The organism is Streptomyces sp. NPDC046931 (genome assembly GCF_040644655.1).
GTDB lineage: Bacteria > Actinomycetota > Actinomycetes > Streptomycetales > Streptomycetaceae > Streptomyces.
On sequence record NZ_JBEYWX010000001.1, the window covers coordinates 85323 to 107791 of the forward strand.

General features: G+C 69.7%; 20 protein-coding genes, 1 tRNA gene and 1 pseudogene. 1 reads left to right on the forward strand and 21 read right to left on the reverse strand.

Features of this window, described 5'->3' with window-relative positions; genetic code table 11:
- Positions 1-2 precede the first annotated feature (2 nt).
- From prfA to ABZ876_RS00440, 10 genes and pseudogenes are all read right to left on the reverse strand, one after another.
- Complete coding sequence (gene prfA, locus ABZ876_RS00395; protein ID WP_361772210.1) at positions 3-1070, reverse strand: peptide chain release factor 1; 1068 nt, start codon at positions 1068-1070, stop codon at positions 3-5.
- 140 nt (positions 1071-1210) lie between these two features.
- On the reverse strand, positions 1211-1432 hold the full coding sequence (gene rpmE / locus ABZ876_RS00400) for a 50S ribosomal protein L31 (RefSeq protein WP_103838593.1): 222 nt from the start codon (positions 1430-1432) through the stop codon (positions 1211-1213).
- Positions 1433-1602: 170 nt separating this feature from the next.
- On the reverse strand, positions 1603-2742 hold the full coding sequence (locus tag ABZ876_RS00405; protein WP_361772212.1) for an LCP family protein: 1140 nt from the start codon (positions 2740-2742) through the stop codon (positions 1603-1605).
- Between the two features lie 334 nt (positions 2743-3076).
- Entirely contained in the window at positions 3077-5083 is a 2007-nt protein-coding gene (gene rho, locus ABZ876_RS00410) for a transcription termination factor Rho (protein WP_361772214.1), read from the reverse strand.
- A gap of 408 nt (positions 5084-5491) precedes the next feature.
- Positions 5492-6409 (reverse strand): homoserine kinase, encoded by a 918-nt coding sequence (thrB, locus tag ABZ876_RS00415; protein ID WP_361772216.1) that lies wholly within the window; start codon positions 6407-6409, stop codon positions 5492-5494.
- Positions 6410-6679: 270 nt separating this feature from the next.
- Positions 6680-7738, reverse strand: a complete 1059-nt coding sequence (gene thrC, locus ABZ876_RS00420; protein WP_361772218.1) for a threonine synthase — start codon at positions 7736-7738, stop codon at positions 6680-6682.
- Positions 7739-7744: 6 nt separating this feature from the next.
- On the reverse strand, positions 7745-9037 hold the full coding sequence (locus ABZ876_RS00425) for a homoserine dehydrogenase (RefSeq protein ID WP_361772220.1): 1293 nt from the start codon (positions 9035-9037) through the stop codon (positions 7745-7747).
- A 370-nt stretch (positions 9038-9407) separates the two neighbouring features.
- A complete protein-coding gene (gene lysA / locus ABZ876_RS00430) occupies positions 9408-10799 on the reverse strand; it encodes a diaminopimelate decarboxylase (RefSeq protein ID WP_361772222.1) in 1392 nt (463 codons plus the stop codon).
- Positions 10800-10823: 24 nt separating this feature from the next.
- Positions 10824-11930, reverse strand: coding sequence for an ArgS-related anticodon-binding protein NrtL (gene nrtL, locus ABZ876_RS00435; protein ID WP_361772224.1), 1107 nt, complete (start codon positions 11928-11930; stop codon positions 10824-10826).
- Positions 11931-12308: 378 nt separating this feature from the next.
- Positions 12309-12785: pseudogene (locus tag ABZ876_RS00440) on the reverse strand (response regulator); the annotation flags it as partial.
- Between the two features lie 57 nt (positions 12786-12842).
- On the opposite strand from ABZ876_RS00440, the gene ABZ876_RS00445 reads away from it, so the two are divergent.
- A tRNA-Arg gene (locus ABZ876_RS00445) sits at positions 12843-12914 on the forward strand.
- A 220-nt stretch (positions 12915-13134) separates the two neighbouring features.
- Here the strand turns inward: ABZ876_RS00445 and ABZ876_RS00450 are convergent.
- From ABZ876_RS00450 to ABZ876_RS00500, 11 genes are all read right to left on the reverse strand, one after another.
- Positions 13135-13284, reverse strand: a complete 150-nt coding sequence (locus ABZ876_RS00450; protein WP_361772226.1) for a hypothetical protein — start codon at positions 13282-13284, stop codon at positions 13135-13137.
- A 796-nt stretch (positions 13285-14080) separates the two neighbouring features.
- Entirely contained in the window at positions 14081-16156 is a 2076-nt protein-coding gene (locus ABZ876_RS00455) for a PA14 domain-containing protein (RefSeq protein ID WP_361772228.1), read from the reverse strand.
- Between the two features lie 338 nt (positions 16157-16494).
- On the reverse strand, positions 16495-17868 hold the full coding sequence (locus ABZ876_RS00460; RefSeq protein WP_361772230.1) for a tyrosine-type recombinase/integrase: 1374 nt from the start codon (positions 17866-17868) through the stop codon (positions 16495-16497).
- Positions 17865-18059, reverse strand: a complete 195-nt coding sequence (locus tag ABZ876_RS00465; protein WP_361772232.1) for a helix-turn-helix domain-containing protein — start codon at positions 18057-18059, stop codon at positions 17865-17867. Before ABZ876_RS00465 ends, ABZ876_RS00460 begins: the two co-directional genes overlap by 4 nt.
- Positions 18035-19354, reverse strand: coding sequence for a replication initiator (locus ABZ876_RS00470; protein ID WP_361772234.1), 1320 nt, complete (start codon positions 19352-19354; stop codon positions 18035-18037). Before ABZ876_RS00470 ends, ABZ876_RS00465 begins: the two co-directional genes overlap by 25 nt.
- A gap of 131 nt (positions 19355-19485) precedes the next feature.
- Positions 19486-19752 carry a SpdD protein gene (locus ABZ876_RS00475; protein ID WP_361772236.1) on the reverse strand — a complete coding sequence of 89 codons (267 nt, stop codon included), beginning with the start codon at positions 19750-19752 and terminating at the stop codon, positions 19486-19488.
- A gap of 14 nt (positions 19753-19766) precedes the next feature.
- Positions 19767-19961: a hypothetical protein gene (locus ABZ876_RS00480; RefSeq protein WP_361772238.1), complete on the reverse strand. Its 195-nt coding sequence runs from the start codon at positions 19959-19961 to the stop codon at positions 19767-19769.
- A 9-nt stretch (positions 19962-19970) separates the two neighbouring features.
- Positions 19971-20162, reverse strand: coding sequence for a mobile element transfer protein (locus tag ABZ876_RS00485; protein ID WP_361772240.1), 192 nt, complete (start codon positions 20160-20162; stop codon positions 19971-19973).
- Positions 20162-20362, reverse strand: a complete 201-nt coding sequence (locus tag ABZ876_RS00490; protein WP_361772242.1) for a hypothetical protein — start codon at positions 20360-20362, stop codon at positions 20162-20164. Before ABZ876_RS00490 ends, ABZ876_RS00485 begins: the two co-directional genes overlap by 1 nt.
- Positions 20363-20381: 19 nt before the next feature.
- Positions 20382-21011: a DUF2637 domain-containing protein gene (locus ABZ876_RS00495; RefSeq protein ID WP_361772244.1), complete on the reverse strand. Its 630-nt coding sequence runs from the start codon at positions 21009-21011 to the stop codon at positions 20382-20384.
- Positions 21012-21094: 83 nt separating this feature from the next.
- On the reverse strand, positions 21095-22468 hold the full coding sequence (locus ABZ876_RS00500) for an FtsK/SpoIIIE domain-containing protein (RefSeq protein ID WP_361772246.1): 1374 nt from the start codon (positions 22466-22468) through the stop codon (positions 21095-21097).
- Between the last annotated feature and the right edge of the window lies 1 nt (position 22469).

The following is a 22469-nucleotide window of genomic DNA, read 5'->3' on the forward strand; positions in this document are numbered from 1 at the left end:
GCTTATGCGGCGGCGAGCTTGGCGGCCGAGTCCGCGTCGACACACGCCTGGATCACCGCGTCGAGGTCGCCGTCCAGGACCTGGTCCAGGTTGTACGCCTTGAAGCCGACCCGGTGGTCCGAGATGCGGTTCTCGGGGAAGTTGTACGTGCGGATCTTCTCGGAGCGGTCGACGGTGCGGACCTGGCTGCGGCGGGCCGCGGCGGCCTCCTTCTCCGCCTCCTCCTGCGCCATGGCGAGCAGCCTGGAGCGCAGGATACGCATCGCCTGCTGCTTGTTCTGAAGCTGGCTCTTCTCGTTCTGGCAGGAGGCGACGACCCCGGTCGGCAGGTGCGTGATGCGTACGGCGGAGTCGGTCGTGTTGACGGACTGCCCGCCGGGGCCCGAGGAGCGGTAGACGTCGATGCGAAGGTCGTTCGGGTTGATCTCGACGTCGACGTCCTCCGCCTCCGGGGTGACCAGCACACCGGCCGCGGAGGTGTGGATACGGCCCTGGGACTCCGTGGCGGGCACGCGCTGCACCCGGTGCACTCCGCCCTCGTACTTCAGGCGGGCCCACACGCCCTGGCCGGGCTCCGTCTGACCGCGGGTCTTCACGGCGACCTGGACGTCCTTGTAACCGCCGAGCTCGGACTCGGTGGAGTCGATGATCTCGGTCTTCCAGCCGACGCGCTCGGCGTACCGCAGGTACATGCGCAGCAGGTCGCCGGCGAACAGAGCCGACTCGTCGCCGCCCGCGCCCGCCTTGATCTCGAGGATGACGTCCTTGTCGTCGCTGGGGTCACGCGGGACGAGCAGGAAGCGCAGCTTCTCCGTCAGCTCCTCGCGCTGCCGCTCCAGGTCCTTGACCTCGGCGGCGAAGTCCGGGTCTTCGGCGGCCAGTTCGCGGGCGGTCTCGATGTCGTCGCCGGCCTGCTTCCAGGAGCGGTACGTGGCGACGATCGGGCCCAGCTCGGCATAGCGCTTGTTGAGCTTGCGCGCGTTGGCCTGGTCGGCGTGGACCGACGGGTCAGCGAGCTTCTTCTCCAGGTCGGCGTGTTCCCCGACCAGTTCCTCGACCGCCTCGAACATCTCCGGCTCCCATGGGGTGTCCCCGGCCCGGCGGGGGCGTGGGGACGTACGTACGACAATGTGTGGGCTGCACCGCAAAGCGCCGGTCCCGGCGCCCCCGTATCCGCACGGGAGCACCGGAGACCGGCGCTGTGGGCTCGCTACTTCTTGGCAGCGGCAGCCTTGCCGAAGCGGGCCTCGAAGCGGGCCACACGGCCACCGGTGTCGAGGATCTTCTGCTTGCCCGTGTAGAACGGGTGGCACTCGGAGCAGACCTCGGCCCGGATGGTGCCGGACTCGATCGTGCTGCGGGTGGTGAACGACGCGCCGCAGGTGCAGCTGACCTGCGTCTCGACGTACGCGGGGTGGATGTCGCGCTTCAAGGTGTCTCCTAGGTTCCGGGAGGGCGCCGGGTCGCAGCCGCGGGATGCGGAGGCGTGAACCGGGGCCGACGTACCAGTCTGCCAGGACTGGCCGCATCCCCCAAAACCGGGGGCACAGGTGATCTATTCCCCAGGGCGGGCCGGACCGGGAGGGGCCCGGAGGGAACGGGTCAGGACGACGTGACGACGCCGTCCGCCTGGCCGCTCGCCGTTCCCCTGGTCGCGCTCGCGGGGATCGGCCGGTCGTTCTTGAGGGCGTCCCACACGAGCTGGGACTTGGTCTTCTCCAGCAGGACGCGGTTGGGGTCCGCCGGGTCGTACCGGACCGGCACCGTGACCATGTTCATATGGCTCGAGCCGATGTTCTTCAGCCCGCCGGCGAAGGACGCCAGGTCCTTGACGGAGCCCAGGTCCGAGTCGGTGGTGACGGTCTTGGTCGCGGTGTCGGCGAGTTCCACCAGCTTGGTGGGGCTGGTCAGGATGCCGATCTGCTTCACCTGGGCGACCAGGGCCTTGACGAAGGCCTGCTGGAGCTGGATACGGCCGAGGTCGGAGCCGTCGCCGACGCCGTGCCGGGTGCGGACCAGGCCGAGCGCCTGCCTGCCGTCGAGGGTGTGCGTGCCCGCCTTCAGGTCCAGGTGGCTGTCCTTGTCGGCGATGTCCTTGGTGGTGGTCACCCGCACGCCGCCGAGGTCGTCGATCAGCTTCTGGAATCCGGAGAAGTCCACCTCGAGGTAGTGGTCCATGCGGACTGCGGTGATGGACTCGACGGTCTTCACGGCGCAGGTGGCGCCCCCGGTGGAGTACGCGGAGTTGAACATCACCCCGGAGGCCGCCGGGTGCACGGTGCCCTTGGTGTCGGTGCACTCGGGGCGGTCGATGAGGGTGTCGCGGGGGATCGAGACGACGGCGGCCCTCTTGTGGCCCTTGTAGAGGTGCACGATCATCGCCGTGTCGGAGCGGGCGCTGCCGTCGTCGGCACCGCCGCCCAGCTTCCTGTTGCCGCCGGCGCGGGTGTCCGAGCCGAGGACGAGGATGTTCTCGGAGCCGTTGTCGACCTTGGTGGGCCGGTGGGCGCCGAGGGCCTGGTTGATGTCGACGCTCTTGAGATTGCCGTTGAGCTTGAAGTACAGGATGCCGAAGCCGGTGCCGCCCAGTACGAGGATGCCCCCGGCGGCCCAGGCCGTGACGAGCAGGGCCGTGCGCCCCTTCCCACGCGGCTTGCGGCGGCGGCCCTTCGCCCGGCGACGCGGGTTCGTCGCGGTGGCCTCGTCGGCTATGCCGGCGTCCGGTGTGCTCTCGGCAGGCATGTGCTCCCTCAGTCCTCGTCCGGTCGGCTACCCCCTGTTCGGGTGAAGACTCCCGTCGCTCCATGGTCACTCCGTTCGAACAGACGGAGAAACCGGGGACAGGGTTGCACAACTCGCCCCGGTCGGTACGTAAAGGGGCGAATGCACAGAGTCACCGCGAATCCGGGAAGAGACCACCTCACCTGGGCGTTCGTCCGCGGGTGCGCCACCCGCCAGGGCCCTGACCGGCTGCCGGGCCTGTGGCGAAGGTCTCGGCTCGGGAACGCGAAGGGCCGCTCCCCCGGCGTGCGGGGGAAGCGGCCCTTCGCGTGGCGCATACGGTCCTCGGACGAGGTCAGTCGCCGTTCGGCGTCGGCGTCGTCTTCTGGATCTGCATCAGGAACTCGCCGTTCGACTTGGTCTGCTTCATCTTGTCGAGGAGCAGCTCGATCGCCTGCTGCTGGTCGAGCGCGTGCAGCACCCGGCGCAGCTTCCAGACGACGTTCAGCTCCTCGGCGCCGAGCAGGATCTCTTCCTTACGGGTACCGGACGCGTCCACGTCCACCGCCGGGAAGATGCGCTTGTCGGCGAGCTTCCGGTCGAGCTTGAGCTCCATGTTGCCGGTGCCCTTGAACTCCTCGAAGATCACCTCGTCCATGCGCGAGCCGGTGTCGACCAGCGCGGTGGCGAGAATCGTCAGGGAGCCGCCGTCCTCGATGTTGCGGGCGGCGCCGAAGAAGCGCTTCGGCGGGTAGAGCGCGGTGGAGTCGACACCACCGGACAGGATGCGTCCGGAGGCGGGCGCGGCGAGGTTGTACGCACGGCCCAGACGCGTGATCGAGTCGAGCAGCACGACGACGTCGTGGCCCAGCTCCACCAGGCGCTTGGCGCGCTCGATGGCCAGCTCCGCGACCGTGGTGTGGTCCTCGGCCGGGCGGTCGAAGGTCGAGGAGATGACCTCGCCCTTGACCGACCGCTGCATGTCGGTGACCTCTTCCGGACGCTCGTCGACGAGGACGACCATCAGGTGGCACTCGGGGTTGTTGTGCGTGATCGCGTTGGCGATCGCCTGCATGATCATGGTCTTGCCGGTCTTCGGCGGGGCCACGATCAGACCGCGCTGGCCCTTACCGATCGGCGACACCAGGTCGATGATGCGGGTGGTGAGGACGCCGGGGTCGGTCTCCAGGCGCAGGCGGTCCTGCGGGTACAGCGGGGTGAGCTTGTTGAACTCCGGGCGGCCGCGGCCGTGTTCGGGCGCCATGCCGTTGACGGAGTCCAGGCGGACCAGCGCGTTGAACTTCTCGCGCCGCTCGCCTTCCTTGGGCTGGCGGACCGCGCCGGTGATGTGGTCGCCCTTGCGCAGGCCGTTCTTGCGGACCTGGGCGAGGGAGACGTACACGTCGTTCGGGCCCGGCAGGTAGCCCGACGTACGGATGAAGGCGTAGTTGTCGAGGATGTCCAGGATGCCCGCGACGGGGATCAGGACGTCGTCCTCGGTGACCTGCGGCTCGGCGATGTCGTCGCGGCCACGGCGGCCACGGCGGTCGCGGTAGCGACCGCGGCGGCCACGGCGCCCGCCGTCGAAGTCGTCGTCGTCCTGCGGACCGGTGTTGCGGTCCTGGCGGTCCTGACGGCCGCCGGCCTGCTGCTGACCCTGCTGCTGGCGGTCCTGACGGCCGCCGCCCTGGCCCTGCTGCTGGTCGTCGCCCTTGCCGCGGCGGTCGCGGTCCCGGCCGCGCTCGCGGCGGTCACGACGGCGGCCCTCGCCGCCGTCACCGGCGGTGCCCTGCAGCTCGGACTCGGAGGACTTGGCATCGCCCTGCGGCTGCGCCTGCTGGGAGGAGGCGGCCGGGGTCTCGGCCTTCGCCTCGCTCTTCGCCTCGGCGGCGACCGTCTCGGGGCTGCCGGCCTCGGCGGTGGCGCGGCGCCGGCGGCGCTCGGCCGGAGCACCGTCACCGGCTCCCTGGCCGGGAATCTCGATCTGCTGCGGGGCCGCGGACTGCTCGGCAGCCTTCTCGGCCTGGGGTTCGGCCGGGGCGCCGTCGTCGCCGGTACGGGTCCGGGAGGTGGCCCGGCGCTTCGGCTTGGTCTCGGTGGCGGCCTCGGCCTTGGCCGGGGCGCCGCCGGAGGCCTGCGCCTCCTTGATGACCTCGATCAGCTGGCTCTTGCGCATCCGCGCGGTGCCCCTGATGCCGAGGCCGGATGCGACCTGCTGCAACTCGGCCAGCACCATGCCCTCGAGGCCGGTACCGCGGCGCCGCCGGGAGCCGGCACCGGTGGCAGGCGCGGAGGCGTCCGTGGCGGGCGCGGCAGCGGTCTCCTCGACACGTGCGCCCATCAGATCGGTGGTGTCGCTCACGAAGGGTCCTTCCCTGGAGCGGACGTCGGCCTGTCTGGCTCGGCGACCGGTTGTGCTGTCCGGCTTCGGTCCCGTGTGGGGGAACCGTGCCGGGGCGGTGGTCCGCCAAAGCGGCGGAGGAAATTTCTGGTGATTGGCGTTTCCCTGCGCCGTGGCACCCGGTTTTGTGTCACGCGGCTCGGTCACGCCGATTCCGGAGCGTGCTCGGCAAACAGCTCAGTGTTCGCGTACGACATACCGCTCACGTACGTGATACGGAACACAGCGCGGCTTGGGAAGCTCCCGGAAGAGGGGTTGTCCCGGACTGGGACATGAAGCACCTCGCCATGGCGGGGTCGGGTGCAGACTTGAGATTAACACTACCGGATCCAACAAACATTCCCCCTCTCCAAATCCGGCGACCGTGTGTCAGGGCGCAAGCGGCAGCACGCTCGCTCCCTGGCCGTCCAGCTCCAGCCGGTTGGCGGCCCAGCCGTCGCCCGCCAGATCGGCCACCTTGTCGGCGCTCGCGCCGTCGGCCAGCGCCAGGACCGTGGGTCCCGCGCCGGAGATCACCGCGGGGATCCCGTCGGCCCGCAGCCGCTCCACCAGCGCGGCGCTCTCGGGCATCGCCGGGGCGCGGTACTCCTGGTGGAGGCGGTCCTCGGTGGCCGGCAGCAGCAGCTCGGGGCGCCGGGTCAGGGCCTCGACGAGCAGGGCGGCGCGGCCCGCGTTGGTTGCGGCGTCGACGTGCGGGACGGAGCGCGGCAGCAGTCCGCGCGCGGTCTCGGTCAGTACCGGCTTTCCGGGCACGAAAACCACCGGAACGATGGAATCTGCGGGCTCCATGCGGATCGCCCGGGCGGCGCCGCGGTCCATCCAGGACAGGGTGAAACCGCCGAGGAGGCAGGCCGCGACATTGTCCGGGTGGCCCTCGATCTCGTTGGCGAGTTCCAGCAGCCCGGTGTCGTCGAGGCGGCTGTCACCGCCTATGGTCACGGCCCGGGCGGCGACGATGCCGGCGCAGATGGCGGCGGAGGAGGAGCCGAGGCCGCGGCCGTGCGGAATGCGGTTGGCGCAGACGATCTCCAGGCCGCGGGGCTGTCCGCCGAGCACGTCGAAGGCGGCGCGCAGGGACCGTACGAGCAGGTGGCTCTCGTCGCGCGGGAGCGTCTCGCCGCCCTCGCCCGCGATGTCGATGTGCAGGCCGGAGTCGGCCACCCGGACGACGACGTCGTCGTAGAGCCCCAGCGCGAGACCGAGGGCGTCGAAGCCCGGGCCGAGGTTGGCACTGGTGGCGGGGACGCGCACCCGGACGGCGGCGGCGCGGAACGCTGGACCGGCCATCGCTCGATGACTCTCCTTGAGCTGCGTAATGATCGAACGAATTCAAGTTCGAGGCGTACGGAAGACCCGGGGGCCGCAGGGACGGCGCGGCACCGCGGCATATGCGGCGGGCGGGTTGAGTACAGCCTATCGAAGGAAGGTTCTGTGGCGACATAGGGCGCACGGGAGGCGCACGATGCGTGTCGTAAGCCCCCTGTGCCCCCTCTGCCGTTTGCCCCTACGAGGTTCTGCCCCGTCGGCGCCCGGGCTACGCGAGCCCGGGCCGCCGCGTCACACGAGGCCGAGCCGCTCGGCCGCCGTCGCGGCGTCGACGGGGACGGTGACCGGCTGCGGGGCGCCGGCGACGGCCCAGTCGGGGTCCTTGAGCCCGTTGCCGGTGACCGTGCACACGATCCGCTGCCCGGGGTCGACCTTGCCCTGCCCCGCGGCCTTCAGCAGACCGGCGACGGACGCGGCCGACGCGGGCTCGACGAACACGCCCTCCTGAGCGGCCAACAGCCGGTAGGCGCGCAGGATCTCACGGTCCGTCACCTCGTCGATGGCGCCGCCCGACTCGTCCCTCGCCGCGAGGGCGTGACTCCAGGACGCCGGGTTGCCGATACGGATCGCGGTGGCGATGGTCGAGGGGTCCTTGACCACCTCGCCGCGCACGATCGGGGCCGAGCCCGACGCCTGGAAGCCCCACATGCGCGGGGTCCGGCCGGCGACGCCGTCGGCGGCGTACTCCCGGTAGCCCTTCCAGTAGGCGGTGATGTTGCCGGCGTTGCCGACCGGCAGCACATGGATGTCGGGGGCGTCGCCGAGCATGTCCACGATCTCGAAGGCCGCCGTCTTCTGACCCTCGATACGCACCGGATTGACCGAATTGACCAGCGCCACCGGGTAGTTGTCGGAGAGCTCCCGCGCGAGGGTGAGACAGTCGTCGAAGTTGCCGTCGACCTGGAGGATCTTCGCGCCGTGCACAAGGGCCTGCCCCATCTTGCCGAGCGCGATCTTGCCCTGCGGCACGAGCACGGCCGACACCATCCCGGCGCGTACGGCGTAGGCGGCGGCCGAGGCGGAGGTGTTGCCGGTGGAGGCGCAGATGACGGCCTTGGCGCCCTCCTCCTTGGCCTTGCTGATGGCCATGGTCATGCCCCGGTCCTTGAAGGACCCGGTGGGGTTGGCACCCTCCACCTTCAGGTGGACCTCGCAGCCCGTGCGCTCGGAGAGCACCTGCGCGGGCACGAGCGGCGTACCGCCCTCGCGCAGTGTGACGACCGGTGTGCTGTCCGACACCGGCAGCCGGTCCCGGTACTCCTCGATGATTCCGCGCCACTGGTGGGTCATTGCTGGTTACTCTCCTTCAACCCGCATGATGCTGGCGACACCCCGCACGGTGTCGAGCTTGCGCAGCGCCTCGACGGTCCCGCTGAGCGAGGCGTCGGACGCACGGTGGGTGACGACGACGAGGGATGCCTCACCGTCCTTGCCCTGCTGACGAACCGTGTCGATCGACACGTCGTGCTCGGCGAAGACCGTGGCGACCTGGGCGAGAACACCCGGTTTGTCGGCGACGTCGAGGCTGATGTGGTAACGCGTGACGACATCGCCCATCGGCGACACGCGCAGGGCGGCGTAGGCGGACTCGCCGGGTCCGGTGGCCCCGCTGAGCCGGTTGCGGCACACGGCGACCAGATCACCGAGAACGGCGGAGGCGGTCGGCGCACCGCCCGCGCCGGGCCCGTAGAACATGAGCTGCCCCGCGGCATCGGACTCCACGAACACCGCGTTGTACGCGCCGCGCACAGAAGCGAGCGGGTGGGTCAGCGGAATCATGGCGGGATGCACGCGCGCGGTGACCGAGCCCCCGTCCGCGGCGCGCTCGCAGATGGCGAGCAGCTTGATGGTGCAGCCCATCTCCTTCGCCGAGGCGAAGTCGGCCGCGGTGACCTCGGTCATGCCCTCGCGGTAGACGTCGTCGAGGCGCACGCGCGTGTGGAAGGCGATCCCGGCGAGGATGGCGGCCTTGGCGGCCGCGTCGAACCCCTCGACATCAGCGGTGGGATCGGCCTCCGCGTACCCCAGGGCGGTGGCCTCGTCGAGGGCCTCCTGGTAGCCGGCCCCTGTGGAGTCCATCTTGTCGAGGATGAAGTTGGTGGTGCCGTTGACGATCCCGAGCACCCGGTTGACCTTGTCACCGGCGAGGGACTCGCGCAGCGGCCGGATCAGCGGGATGGCACCGGCGACGGCGGCCTCGTAGTAGAGGTCCTTGCCGTTCTCCTCCGCCACCGCGTGCAGGGCGGCGCCGTCCTGGGCGAGCAGCGCCTTGTTCGCCGACACGACCGAGGCGCCGTGCTCGAAGGCGGTGGTGATGAGGGTCCGGGCGGGCTCGATGCCCCCGATGACCTCGACGACGACGTCGAGGTCGCCCCGTTTGACGAGGGCGGTGGCGTCGGTGGTAATCAGATCGGCGGGAATGCCCTCACGCACCTTGGAGGGCCTCCTGACCGCGACCCCCGCCAGCTCGACGGGGGCCCCGATCCGGGCCGCGAGGTCGTCGGCGTGCGTCGTCATGATGCGCGCCACCTCTGAGCCGACAACCCCACAGCCCAGCAGCGCCACCTTCAGCGGACGCGTACGCATCATCCGACCTCGTTTCCTCATGCGGTCTACGGTTGGACCAGTCTCACTCACCGGACGGGACTTTCTTCCCTTTGTCCGGATCGTGAGACATCTATTTCATCTTGTCAGCGGCGAAAGACAGGAGATCTTCCGCCGGGGTTCGGAGGCTGCCGGACCCCTTGCTCGGGCGCTGCCCGGGCCTTTCTCCGGGGCTGTGTCCGGCACCCTCTCTCCGGGCCTTCGGGGCTGTGCCCGGCCCCCTCTCTCCGGGGCTCGGGGCTGTGCCCGGCACCCTTTTCCCCGGGCTTGCGGGGCTCCGGGCTTAAGGGGCTGTGTCCGGCCCCTCTCTCCGGGCTACCGGGGCTGTTGCCGGCCCTTTCCTCCGGATCGGCCGTCACCCGACGTCGAGCCGGAGAAGGTCCTCCTCCGTCTCCCGCCGGACGATCACCCGGGCCTGTCCGTCGTTCACGGCGACGACGGGCGGGCGGAGCGCGTGGTTGTAGTTGCTGGCCATGGAGCGGCAGTACGCGCCGGTGGCCGGTACGGCGATGAGGTCGCCCGGCGCCAGATCGGCGGGCAGGAAGGCGTCCTTGACCACGATGTCCCCGCTCTCGCAGTGCTTGCCGACGACACGGGCCAGCATCGGCTCGGCGTCGGAGGTGCGGGAGGCCAGGGCGACGCTGTACTCGGCGTCGTAGAGCGCGGTGCGGATGTTGTCGGACATACCGCCGTCGACGGAGACGTAGGTACGCAGCCCCTCGAGCGGCTTGATCGTGCCGACCTCGTAGAGCGTGAAGGCGGTCGGCCCGACGATCGCGCGCCCGGGCTCGACGGAGATGCGCGGGGTACGCAGCCGGGCGGCGTCGCACTCGCGGGAGACGATCTCGGTCAGCGCCTTGGCGATCTCGTGCGGCTCACGGGGATCGTCGTCACTGGTGTACGCGATACCGAGCCCGCCCCCGAGGTCGACCTCGGGCAGCTCGATGCCGTGCTCGTCGCGAACGTCCCTCAGCAGCCCCACCACCCGGTGCGCGGCGACCTCGAACCCGGACGTGTCGAAGATCTGCGATCCGATGTGGCTGTGGATGCCGACGAGCTCGAGCCCGTCGAGCTGGAGCGCGCGGCGCACGGCCTCGGCGGCCTGGCCGTCCGCCAGCGGGATGCCGAACTTCTGGTCCTCGTGGGCGGTGGCGATGAACTCGTGGGTGTGCGCCTCGACACCGACGGTCACCCGGATCTGCACCCGCTGCCGCTTACCGAGGGACGAGGCGATGTGCGCGACCCTCACGATCTCCTGGAAGGAGTCGAGGACGATCCGTCCGACACCGCTCTCGATGGCCTTGGTGATCTCCTCGGCGGACTTGTTGTTCCCGTGGAAGGCGATGCGCTCGGGGGGCATACCGCCGGCCAGCGCGGTGGCGAGCTCACCGCCGGAGCACACGTCGAGGTTGAGTCCCTCCTCGTGCAGCCAGCGCACGACGGCACGGGACAGGAACGCCTTCCCGGCGTAGAACACGTCCGCGTCCGGCCCGAAGGCGGTGCGCCAGGCACGCGCCCGGGCCCGGAAGTCGGCCTCGTCGAGGAAGTAGGCGGGGGTGCCGAACTGCTCGGCAAGCGTCGTCACATCGATCCCGCCGACCGTGACGACGCCGTTGCCGTCCCGGGTGACGGTCTGCGCCCACACCTTGGGATCGAGGGCGTTGAGGTCGGCGGGCGGCGCGTAGTAGTGGCCCTCGGGCAGGACGTCGGCGTGGCGGGGCCCGGCGGGATGTGCGGAACGGCTCATGTCGGTCTGGGCTCTCTCGGGGTCTCAGAGGTAGTCGGGTGCGCTGATGCCGAGCAGGGACAGGCCGCCGGCCAGCACCGTCCCGGCGGCTTCGGCGAGGGCGAGCCGGGCACGGTGGGCGGCCGAGGGTTTCTCGTCGCCGAGTGGGAGCACGGTGTGCTGGAAGGCGAGCAGCCCGTCCGCAACGGCGACGAGATGCCGCGCGAGCCGATCGGGAGCGCGGTGGGCCGCCGCCTGGGTGAGGGCGTTGGGGTATCCGGCGAGGGCGCGCGTCAGGGGTACCGCGTCGGGTACCTCACCGGGGACCGCCTCGAATCCGAGCCGGCCGGCGTTACGGCCGAGGGCACGGGCGCGGGCGTGGGCATAGCGAACACGGAAGAGCGGATTGCTCTCCCGCTGGAGCAGATGATCGGCGGTGATCCGGGGCCGGTCGTGCAGGGCGGGGTGCAACAGCGCCCAGCGGGCGGCATCGGGCCCGAGCGGCGCGGGATCCTCCGGAGCGGGAACCGGCCGCAGGTCGACGGGTTCACCGGGACGAGCGTGGTGAACCTCGGCGCGACCGCCCTGGGTGGCGATGATCCGCACGAGGGTGTCGGCGACTACCTCGGCGCGGATGTCGTAGGGGATGCGGAGGGGGATGAGCTGGGCGGTGAGGGTGGGGGTGTGGCCGTAGGGAGTGTGGCGGGGGTTGCTGCTGTGACTGGGCCCGCTGTGGCCGTCGCTGCTGAGGCTGGGGCCGTGGGCGCTGTTGACGCCGTCGGCGTCGGCGTCAACGTCGGCGGGAAGCGTGTGCCCTCGGTCGTGCCCTCGGTCGAGGATCTCCCGGACGAGTGCGGCGGTGGCGGTGGCCCGTTCGAGGTGGATGTTGAGGAAGCCTGGCCCGGTGATCTCGACATCGGCGACCCCGGCGGTGTCCCGAAGACGGGGCCGAAGGATCTCGGCGACGTCGAGGGCCGCCCGCCCGGCGGGCCGGGCCAGCTGAAGCGCGATGTTGGTGGCGTAGTCCCCACGACCGCCCGGCCCGGGCGGAGTGACCACGGCACGCGCAGGCACGGCCACACTCAGTTCCCCGTCCTCCACAGCACGACGCACCGCGCCCAGCACGGTACGGGAGAGCTCAACGGGGGTCACGGGACAAGGGTAGGGGAGGGAGGGGGTGGGCACGCGAGCCGGTTTGGGGAGGTCCCGACATGTGGACGGAGGCTGCCGGCGGCCGCCGGACCATGCCCCCGGCCGAAGGGCCCCGGCAATTCACTCCGGGGGCTCTCAGCTTCCGGCCGCCGACCCCAACTGTCCCAGAGATCCCGCCGCCCCCGCCTGACCGACGGGCAGGCCGTCACTCGCCCTGCTGTCGCAGCTGTCGTTGGTACTGCACGTACTGCTGTTACTGCTGTTACTGCTGGCCCTGCCACTGTTGCAGTCGATGCAGACGTGGCCATCGATCCCAAAGTAGCCATTGGCACCGTCGTGGCAATCGTGACCGCTGTGGTTATCGACCCTCCCACCACGACGCTCCATCAGCTCCATGACGACCTGTACGAGTTCGGACGGCTCGAAGGGCTTGGCCAGGAACGCGTCGACACCGACGTCAAGGCCACTCTCGACCTCATGCTGTGTACAGGCACTGATGATGGCGAGGGGCAGACCACGGGTCCGGGGATCAGCACGCAGCCGGGCGGCGGTCCGCAACCCGTCGAGCCGCGGCATGACGACATCGAGAGTGACGACATCGGGCCGCACCTGATGGACGACGTCCAGACACTCGGCACCGTCGGCCGCGGTCACGACCTCGAGACCCTCCAGCTCGAGGTTGACCCTGATCAGCTGCCGGATGACCTTGTTGTCGTCCACAACAAGGACCCGGCCGGACGCCCCTGGCACAACTCGAGAGTAGGTCCGCCCACGCGACCGCGTCCGGCTTTTCCCCACTTCCACCCCCTGCGGGGGACCCGCGCTCGACGGGTCCCCTCCGGAGAAACCGTTCATGAACACCCTGAAAGAGCTGGTAGGGTTCTACCCGTCACCGCGAACACCGCGGAACACGCCCCCGTAGCTCAGGGGATAGAGCAACGGCCTCCGGAGCCGTGTGCGCAGGTTCGAATCCTGCCGGGGGCACCCAGCATGAGGTGCCCAAAGACCCCGTCACCAGCGCAAACGCTGCGGCCGGGGTCTTCGCGTTTGTGCAGCCGTATGCGGCCCTGAGCGGCCCTATGACGCCGTCTGTGGACTATTCGTGGACAGGATCTTGGAGCATCGGCCCAGGTCAGCTCTAGCAAGCGCAAGGCCCTCACGGAACCAGAGGCCTGACGCCTTGGGGTACCAGTCCCCCACCCTCTTACAGAGCCCGCTCCAGGTACCGGCGCAGCCCGCCGACGACCATGAACCGGCTATCGGCCTCGTGGTCCCAGACGAAGACTTCACCCCGCTCCGGACACACCTCCAACTCACGCACGAAGCCGAACAGGCCGGCCCCGCAGACCTGCATCTGAGCCCCGGGCAACACCGCCGCGTCAACGTCGCGACCGCGTGCCGGGTAGTCCCGGCCAGGACCTCCACGACGAGCGCCGACATACTCAATGCGTAGGTCTGGCCTGCAGGAACGGACTACACCTGCTGCTCTTCGGTTCCGCTGAGAGTGGGCATGCCAGAACCTCCGCACCGGCACCCAGCCGTGCAAAGGCTCTGAGGGCAAAAAACAGTCCCCGGTAGTACTGCACGTGTCCTGAAGCTTCAGTCGTCACTGTCGCCTCGGTATCGCGCCGGCTTACCGGGGGCCTCAACCACATCCTGTCCAAGTCACTAGGCCGACTAGACGTCCTGATCGACTTTGTAACTCTTTCGGTGTTATGGCCTACTCATAAGGATGCGCACCGTATGTCATGAGTCAATAGCTTTTCGGTAAATTCCAGACGGAACTTCCTGCGATCACCTTCGACTGCGGCATCCGGCTCGTCCGAGCGCAGTATCGGCACGGCCGAGCAGTGCCCACGAGTGGAGCGTGGAGGACCGGGCCGGATCTCCGGGTGTTTCGCCTGGTCAGCTGCAGCAATGGCCTAAGGCCCCCAGATAGCTCCAGGGGCGGGCCTAAGAGCGTCCGGCAGTAGGCGTTACTTCAGCTTGCGGGTGGTGCGCGGCCGCCTTCAAGGTGAGGCCGAAGCCGTTCTCGGACTTCGTCGAGGCAGCGGCCCGCGGCTCGCTCTGACGCATACAGCGGCACAAAACAGGGAGGCGCCCGACCGGGAACTCCGGCCGGGCGCCTCCACTGCTTCCCCTGGCGGGAGCTAATTCTCCGAGGCGAACGCCATCTCGCGGGCGGCCGTCTCCGTGCCGTCCGCGAGGGTGGCCGTCACGCGGTAGTACGTGGTCGTGCCCTTGGGCATGGTGGTGTCCACGTACGACCATTGGGTGCTGTCACCGCGCGTCTGGACGTCAACCTTGTCGAAGACGTGGGTCGACCGGTTCCAGCGGTAGACGGCGAAGCCGGTCACCCTGCTGCCGTTGGCGCCCGTGTCGCTGCCCAGCCACCAGGCGACCCAGCCGTCCCCGTCGCCGTAGATGTGGCCGATCGGGGTGTCGCCCACGGCGGGGCCCGCGTCGGCGTCGGGGCGCAGGTCGAGCTCGGTGACGTCCTGGACGGGGGCCCCGGTCTCGGGGGTGAGCTGGTTGCCGTACTGGTCGACGGCGATGACGCTGTAGCGGAGCTGCTCACCGTCGGCGGCCGTACGGTCGAAGTGGTGGGTCTCCGTGAACTCCTTGGGCTTGAGGGTCCAGCCGTCGATGAGCGGCTTGTAGACCCACTCGCCGTCGACGAGGGTGCCCCGCAGGATGCGGTAGTGGTCGAGACCGGGATCGTCACTGGCGTCCCAGCTCAGCGAGACGCCGTTCTCCCGGGCGGTGGCGGTCATGCCCGTCACCGGGGGCGGCGGCGTGTTGTTTCCGGCGACCGCGACCGGCATCTCGACGGAGGCGGTGCCCCCGTTCCCCTCGCCGTCCACAGCCACGACCGTGTAGTAGTACGTGGCGCCCGGCGGCGGGGCCGCGTCCGTGAAGGACGTGCCCCGGATGCCCTCGGCGACCCTCACGAGTGTGCGCCTGGGCGCCGTGGGCGGCTTGTCATAGCGCAGGACCGTGTACCCGACGAAGTCCTTGCTGGTGGTCTCGGACTTGTCCCACGTCAGCGTGACCCCGCGCTCGTCCTCGACCGCCGTCGCGTTGTACGCGGTGTCCACGGGGCCCGTCTTGTCCCACGTGTAGAACTCCGCCGTGCCGGAAGCCGCCGACTCGTTGCCGTGCGTGTCGACCGCCGTGACGACGTAGTAGTAGTAGTCCCCGGTCTGCGGCAGCGGCTCCTGGTACCAGGAGGAGGTGAGCGGCTTGTCGCCGTTCAGCCGGTTCGCCGCGGTGAGCGCGACCGGCCTGCCGGTGGTGGAGCGGTACACGTTGTACCCGGCGAGGTCCGCCTCGGTGTTCCCGTACCAGGAGAGGCTGACCTTCTCGGAGTAGCCGGGCTTCCAGGCATCCTCGACCCCCTTCGGCGCCGCAGGAGCGCTCTCGTCGACGGTGGTGACGGACTTGTCCGCCGTACCCGCGGACTCGTTGCCCGCCTTGTCGAAGGCGCGGACCTCGTAGGAGTAGACCGCGCCGTTCTTCGGCAGCGTGGTGTCCGTGTACGAGGTGGAGGTCGTCGTGGCCAGCGGTTTGGTGCCGTACGAGGTGCCCTGGAGCCGGCGGTACACGCGGTAGCCCGCGAGGTCCATCTCCTTGTTGGCCGTCCAGCGGAAGTTGGCCCGGTACGAGGAGTCGTACGCGAGGGAGGTGCCGGTGGGCACGAGGGGCTTGACCGTGTCGACGGTGGCGGACGTGCGGGGCAGGTAGTCCGCCTTGACGTTCGCGGTGCCCGTCCAGTTGACGAAGTCGAAGCGGAGGGTGTGCGTCCCGGACGGGATGGTGATGTTGACGGTCTTCGTCTGGGTCGTCGAGACGTTCTTCCAGATGTCGACCTTGCGCGTGCCGTCGAGGTAGACGCGCAGGCCGTCGCGGGTCGCGACGGGGATCGAGAACGGGCCGCCGGAGCCGAAGTCCCGGGTGACCGTCCAGCGCACGCCGAAGTAGTTGCTGGGCAGCCCGGCGGCGGGGGCGCCGGTGCCCCAGTTCTCATCAATCTTCGAATCGCAGTCGGTCTTCTTCGGCGTACCGGAGAAGGTCGTGTTCGCGTAGAACTGCCGTTTGAAGACGGGCGACTTACAGGTCACGGGCGCCGTGGCGGCACCGGCGGCGGACGTGCACGTGAGCAGGGCTCCGGTCGTCGCGAGGACGGTGGTCGCGGCGAGGGCGGACGCACGAGTGGCTCGGTTCATGCCTTCCTTCGGTCTGGGTCGGCGGTGAGAAGACACCGTCTTCTCACCGCCGACCCAGACCTTCGGGAAGGGCGGGGGGTTGTGCGGGTTTCGCGTGTGGCGTCCCTCACATATGGCGTGGGGGCGGGTGCCGTGTTCGTACGGGTACGCCACGGGCCGCCGTACCAGGGCTGGGTGAGGCCGGCGACCCGCTGCCGCACGGGGACCGTCATCCTTTGATCACTGAGCGTAGAGAACTCCATGATCACCGAAGCTCGTGCCTGCTCTTCGTTCGGGACACCCTCCGACCGCCGATGCACGCCTGCTGCCGGTCGCCCTAAGCCTGACACCACATGCGCTCACTCGTACTCGCGCAACAATTCCTCAATCTTGCGGTTTGCGATCTCCTGCCGACCGTCGATGCACTTGGCGTAGCGGCTCAACAGGACCTCAACGCTGTTGCCAGCGCGTTCGGCGACCTCCGTCGGGTCGACTCCGGAGTTAAGCCAGGTCGATAGCGCCGAGTGCCGGAGGTCGTAGGGCCGGGATGCGAGCGGGGAGGTGACCGCGGCCGGCGGGAGCGCCAGTGCACGAGCCTCCTGCCAGACGCGGTAGTAGGTGGACGAGCCGACCACTCCCCCGCGCTCGTTGGTGAACAGTCGTCCATCCGCGGCAGTGCCGAATGTCTCGAGGTGCTGCCGAAGGATGGCAACGAGCTGGGGCGGGATCGGTACGAGCCGGACCTCCTCCGTCGGTCGGTTCTTCAGGCCTCGGTCGTCGTGGGTCTCGCCTGAGTCTGTCCACTGCTTGCCGACACTGGGGCGCGTCCGGTTCAGCAGTGCCGTCCCCCAGCCGCCCTCGGGCAGCTTCAGGTCTGCACTGGTGAGGCCGACGGCCTCAGCCGGGCGCAGGGCACCGTAGTACATGCAGGCGAACAGGCCGACGAGTCGGCGACCACGCGCGCGGCCGTACCCGCCGACGTACGAGACCGCAGTCAGCAGGGAACGAGCCTGCTCAGGATTGGCGACCACCCGGGGGTCGACTTCTCCGGCAACCTTCGGCTTCTTCCAGCGGATGCCTGTGATCGGGTTCTCTTTGAACTCCCCGAGGTCTACCGCGTAGTGCATCGCGTTGACGAGTGTCCGACGCTTGCGCCGAACGGTCTCCGCGGCCGCCGCCGTCCCATCGAGCTTCAGTTTGAGCGAGTCCAGCACCGCCCTGCCGATCGCAGCATCGCCGAGATCCGAGAGAGGCCGTGAAGCCTTGGCCACCCAGTGCAAGGTGTTCGCGACCTCGGTCGGCAACTCACGCTCATCCGGACCGGGAAGGACGAAGGCCCAGTTGCGAAGTGCCCTCCTGATCAGTTCCTCGGGCGGCTGCCCCGGCCGATCGTCGAGAAGAGCCATCGTTACAGCGGTCAGGGCCTCATTGATCCCGTTGCGCGTGTTCGGCGCCGCGTGCGGCCACTTCATGGCCAGGTACTTCAGAGCGAAGGCGTACCAGGTCATCGAGGCCGCTTTCTCGGCCATCGAGTCGGGCAGCCCTGTGATCGCGTCGAATTCTTCGCCGGCATGAGTGGCGCGGAGCAGCTTGGAACGGTAGTGGTCTGCTAACCCTTTGGTACGGAACTGTTCGGAGAACACGTTTCCGGCGACGGTCCACCGGACGTCATAGGAGGACTTCTTGGTATTCCTCTTCCGGACGCCCCACACCTTCACGTCGAGTGACTTCACGCCGCCGCCTCCAACTGCCGCAGCCAGGAAGTGAAGTCGCTCCGCCAGACTCGCAGCTCGCCGTTGGGGAGCTTGAATGCGGCCGGCCCCTGTCCCAGCTCACGCCAGCGGTAGAACGTCCGGCGAGAAACGCCGCCCAGCTCGTCCAAGACTTGGCGAACAGTCATCAGTTCGTCGCGGCGGGCGTCCATGTCGGCTTTCCTTCCGTTCCGGGGGCGGGTTCGAGGGATGCGGCAAGCCAGGCTTCGGCGCCGGACAGGCCGGTACCGGCGAAGGCCCAGTGAGCGAGGACGAGCGTGGTCTCGCCGTCGTGCGGGACGGGCGGCGAAGCTTGGGCCCGGCGCCAGTCGGCACGAGCGTCGCGGAGGGCGCCGAGGGTGGTGGAGTAGCGGCGGGACTTGGTGGAGAAGTGCCCGCGGAAGCCGAGCATGTGGGCCCAGGCCCGCAGGCGGAGGTCTGCCAGCTCGGGGCGGGCGCCCAGGGACCAGGCGGTGCGGATCATGCGCCGGGCGTGTTCGCTGATCCGGGCCTGCGCCAGCTCGGCGAGGAACTTGATCGGCCGGTCCAGGGTGCCGGTCGCTGTCTCGGCTCCCTTGGTGGCGTACTTGGCGATGTACGCCGCTACAGCCCGCTCGGTCAGCTCCTGGCCGTCATCGAAGTCAGCGGAACGGATCGCGCGGACGTCGAGCTGTCGGCCGAAGACGAAGGTATGGGCCCGCTCGTCGATCACCGGCCCGCCGACACACGCCGTAGTGGCAGCTGCCCGGATGGCATCAGACAGCAGCTCGGCCGTGGCCCAGGCAGGAGGCGCAGAATCTCCGGCCTCCGGGCCGTCGAGGCGCATCACTGCGTGGAAGTGGACGGCGCCCCGCTTCTGGTACTCGGCCACCTTCGCGAAGGAGATCCGGGCGTGGTGCCGAAAGGCCCGCTGAGTGAGGCCGGCTCGCTTGGCGACCTCACGGCGGAGGTAGATCGAGAACCGCCGCCACAGCGCCCCTGCGTGTGCGTTCCACAGAACGGCCGCTTCGTAGTCGTAGGACTCCAGGTCGAGGGGCGTGCCCAGGAGAGCGTCACCTTCCTCGTGACGGATGCCGCAGCGGCAGTTCCGGCCGTTGGAGGGGCGGTTGTGGACCGGGCCGAAGCTCGGGGCGGTGAAGGTGGCGAAGACGCGTGGGTGTGTGGCGACCCGATCGGACGTGCCTTTGCCGCCGCGGAGTCCGGCGGTGATCAGGTGGTAGGTGTCGCGGCGGTAGGTCTCGGCGCAGGCCGCGCACCGGGTGGCGCGACGGTTGTTGCAGCGGACGAGGAGTTGCCCAGCGGGTAGGGCCGACGAGTCCAGGTGGTGCAGGACGCGGCCGATCTCGCCGGTCGTGGTGTCCACCGCGTACTCGGTGCGGTGGCCGTCGAGGCGGACGGGGCGGGTGCAGCCGCCCAGGCCGGACAGTTGGCGGGCCAGCTCAGGCAGGGTGCCGAGAGAGGCCAACATGGAGAGTTCCGCCAGCGGAGGCGGAGCCTGCCGGGTGATGATGGCAGTTCCTTTCGGCTGCTTGGACGGTTGGGAGGGACGGCCCCGGGGCGGCGGGATGCTTGGCGGCTTGTTGCCGCCCCGGCGGCCGGTCAGTGCTTGTGCGCGTTGCTGATGAGGGAGCGCAGGACCACGGCGGCGATGGCCACCGACACAGCCGAGACGGCGACGGCCGCCAGGAGCGCGGTGAGGACGACGCCGACGACGACCACAGCGCCGACCACGCCGACTCCGAGCCCTACGAAAGAGGCGACCGGACGGCCGGCGGACGGGGCCGGGGCTTGGTCCTGGCGGATGGCCAGGTGAGTGGTGACGCTGGCGGGCAGGGGCACGGGGTCGGGGAGCTTGGGACGGAACACGTCGGGACTCCTTGTCAGTCGTGGGTGCCGTTGACGACTCCGACACCGCCGCGGGTGCCGGACTCGATGACGGGAGCGAGGAAGGTGTGCGAGAGCCAGAAGCCGAACAGGGCGATCACCACGGCCACCCACAGGCGGATGCCGAGGAACTTGATCGCGGCCCAGGCGATGACGCCCAGGACGATGACAAGCGGGAGGGAGACGGTCACGGCTGCTCCTCAGCGGACCGCGCAGCGGTGGGTGCGGGCAGCCAGTTCGGCGGCGGGGCGGCTGTCGTAGTCGGTGGAGAAGCCGCAGCGCGGTGCCGTGCACGCGGCGGTGTGTTTCTCGCGGCCCCGGCCGTCGTAGTAGGTGCCTACCTGCACCGGGCCGATGCGTAAGACGTTGCGGAAGCGGCGGTTGGCGGGCATCAGGCGATCTCCTTCGAGTCGTGGCGGTTCTCGCCGGCGAAGTCGGTGACGTGGTCGATCAGCCAGCGCCGGATCTCGTCGCCCTCGTCGTTGTCGGCGGCGAGAATCACGGGTTCGGCGATGAGCACCGCTTCGGTGAAGCGGTTCTGTCGGGTCAGCTCTGCGGCGCGGTTCAGCGCACGGAGCGTGGACGGTTGCACGGTGGAAGGTCCTCCGAGGTCAGCTGAGTTGGGCGGCGATGGCCTCGGCCAGCGGCATGGGGACGCCGAGCCGGGCGCGAAGGGTCGGGGTGTCGATGGCCGTTCCGGTCCTGCGGTGGTGCTCGTCGGCGACCTTGCGTGCGAGGGCGACCAGAGCGGGCGGAACGGGAGTGGTCGAGCGCGGAGCCGATGTCGGTTCCACAGCGGGCAGTTCGGGCGTAGTAGCGGAAGCTCCAGGTGCCGTCGCTTCCGGGCTCGATTGGTGCTCACCCGCTGGTTCACGTGGCGTTGGCCCGTGGGCGAGCAGGGTTCCACCGAGGAAGGCGACCGCTGGCCACCCGGCGACGAGGATGCGGAGCCAGGCCGGTACGACAGCCAGGTCGAGCAGTCCGGCAGTGGCGATGTTGGCGCCCAGCGAGGCCGTCAGCGCGACCAAGAACCAGCACCACCCGGCCGCTTTCGCCCCACCTGAGCGGAGCCGCCGCCAGGCCGCCACCAGCAGCAGGTCGACGGAGACGGGATAGGCCCACGCCTTCCATCCGTGCTGTCCGGCGGCCGAGGCCAGGTCGTGCAGATGGGCGAAGGACAGCGCGGCGGCGATCAGCGCCTGGATGAGCACTGCGTCGAGGCGGACGGGCAGGGCACGCACGGCGCGACTCCTTCCGGTTCCGGGCATGGGGGGGGGTAGGGACTTGGCGCGGATCGGCCGCGCCGGCCATGGGGTTGGGTGCGCTATTCGGTGACCGGAAGTGGCGTCGTCACCGGGCCGGATTCCTTCACCGGCACGGGCGGGACGTACGGGCGGAAGGGCGTGAGCGCCGGTACGTCCGGGGCCAGGTGTGCTGTCTCGCGGCAGGTGGCCGCGGCATCGGCCAGGGGCAGGTACGGGGTACGGATGCGGGACCAGCCGCCGGAGGTGTCGCCGACGACGGCCAGGCCTGGCAACTCGGCGGCGATGGCACAGGCGGCGAGAGCCGCTTCCGGGGCGATGTCTCCGAGCGCCATCTTGGCGGAGGCTTCATCGTTCACTCGGTGGCAGACGCGGCCGGTGAGCTGCGCGCGGAGCATGGTCGCCCCTTTGCCCAGTTCGGCGCCGAAGCGCTGCCCGCAGACCTCCAGGTAGATCCCGGCGGCCCGGCCGAGCTGAGCGAGCCGGATCAACCGGGTCACCATCTCGTCGCGCCGTTCCTCTTCCTTCTTCGTTGCGACGAGGAACAGCTCGGCCACCTCGTCGATGAACAGCACGACGGGAGCCGGGCGTTCGTCTTCAGGCAGACCCCAGATATCCGAAGTGATCAACTCATCCGGGGTTCCCGGAGCGATCCCTTGCCGGGCCTTGATCAGGTCGTATCGGTCCTCCATCTCCTTCACGAGCACCGGAAGCAGCTCGGCCGCCTGCTCCGGGTCCGTCGCCAGCGCGGAAAGCCGGGAGGCGAACGGGGCCAGCTCGACCCCGCGCTTGCAGTCGATCCCGACCAGGACCACCGGCTGAGCGGCGAGGCCCGTGAGCAGGTTCCGTAAGTACATCGACTTACCGGACAGCGTGGCGCCGAGCACCAGCTCATGCGGAACGGTCCGGTAGTCCCGTACGAACGCGGTCGCGTCCTCCCGTAGCGCCACAGGCACCCGAAGCGGCCCCCCGGCGGTCCGACGAGGCATGCGCACCTTCCGCAGGACGTCGAAGCCGACGAGTCGCAGTTCGACGACACCGGGCTTGACGTCCTTCACGTGAACGGCGTGAACGCCCCAGGCATGCCGCAGCCGTTCGGCCGAGGCCACCACGTCCGCCGGCTCCTGGCCCGGGGCGAGCCGCAGCCGGATGCGCAGTCCGGTCGTGGTCGGCCGGATGATTCCCCGGCGGGGCGGTACCGGCCGAATCTCACGGCGGGTGGTTGCCTTGACGGCCAGGGCCCGCCACCGGGAGGGCTCGACCGTCAGTCCGCACGCGTCCATGGTCGAGGAGTACGAGGCCATCAGCCGGACCGCCGAGACCGGCAGCCCGACGATGGGCCAGTACGCGGCCGGGTGAGCGTGCCGGGCATAGACCGCTCCGCCTATCGCAGCAAGCGGCCCGCCCAGCTCGGCCAACGTCACCAGGTCCGTCACG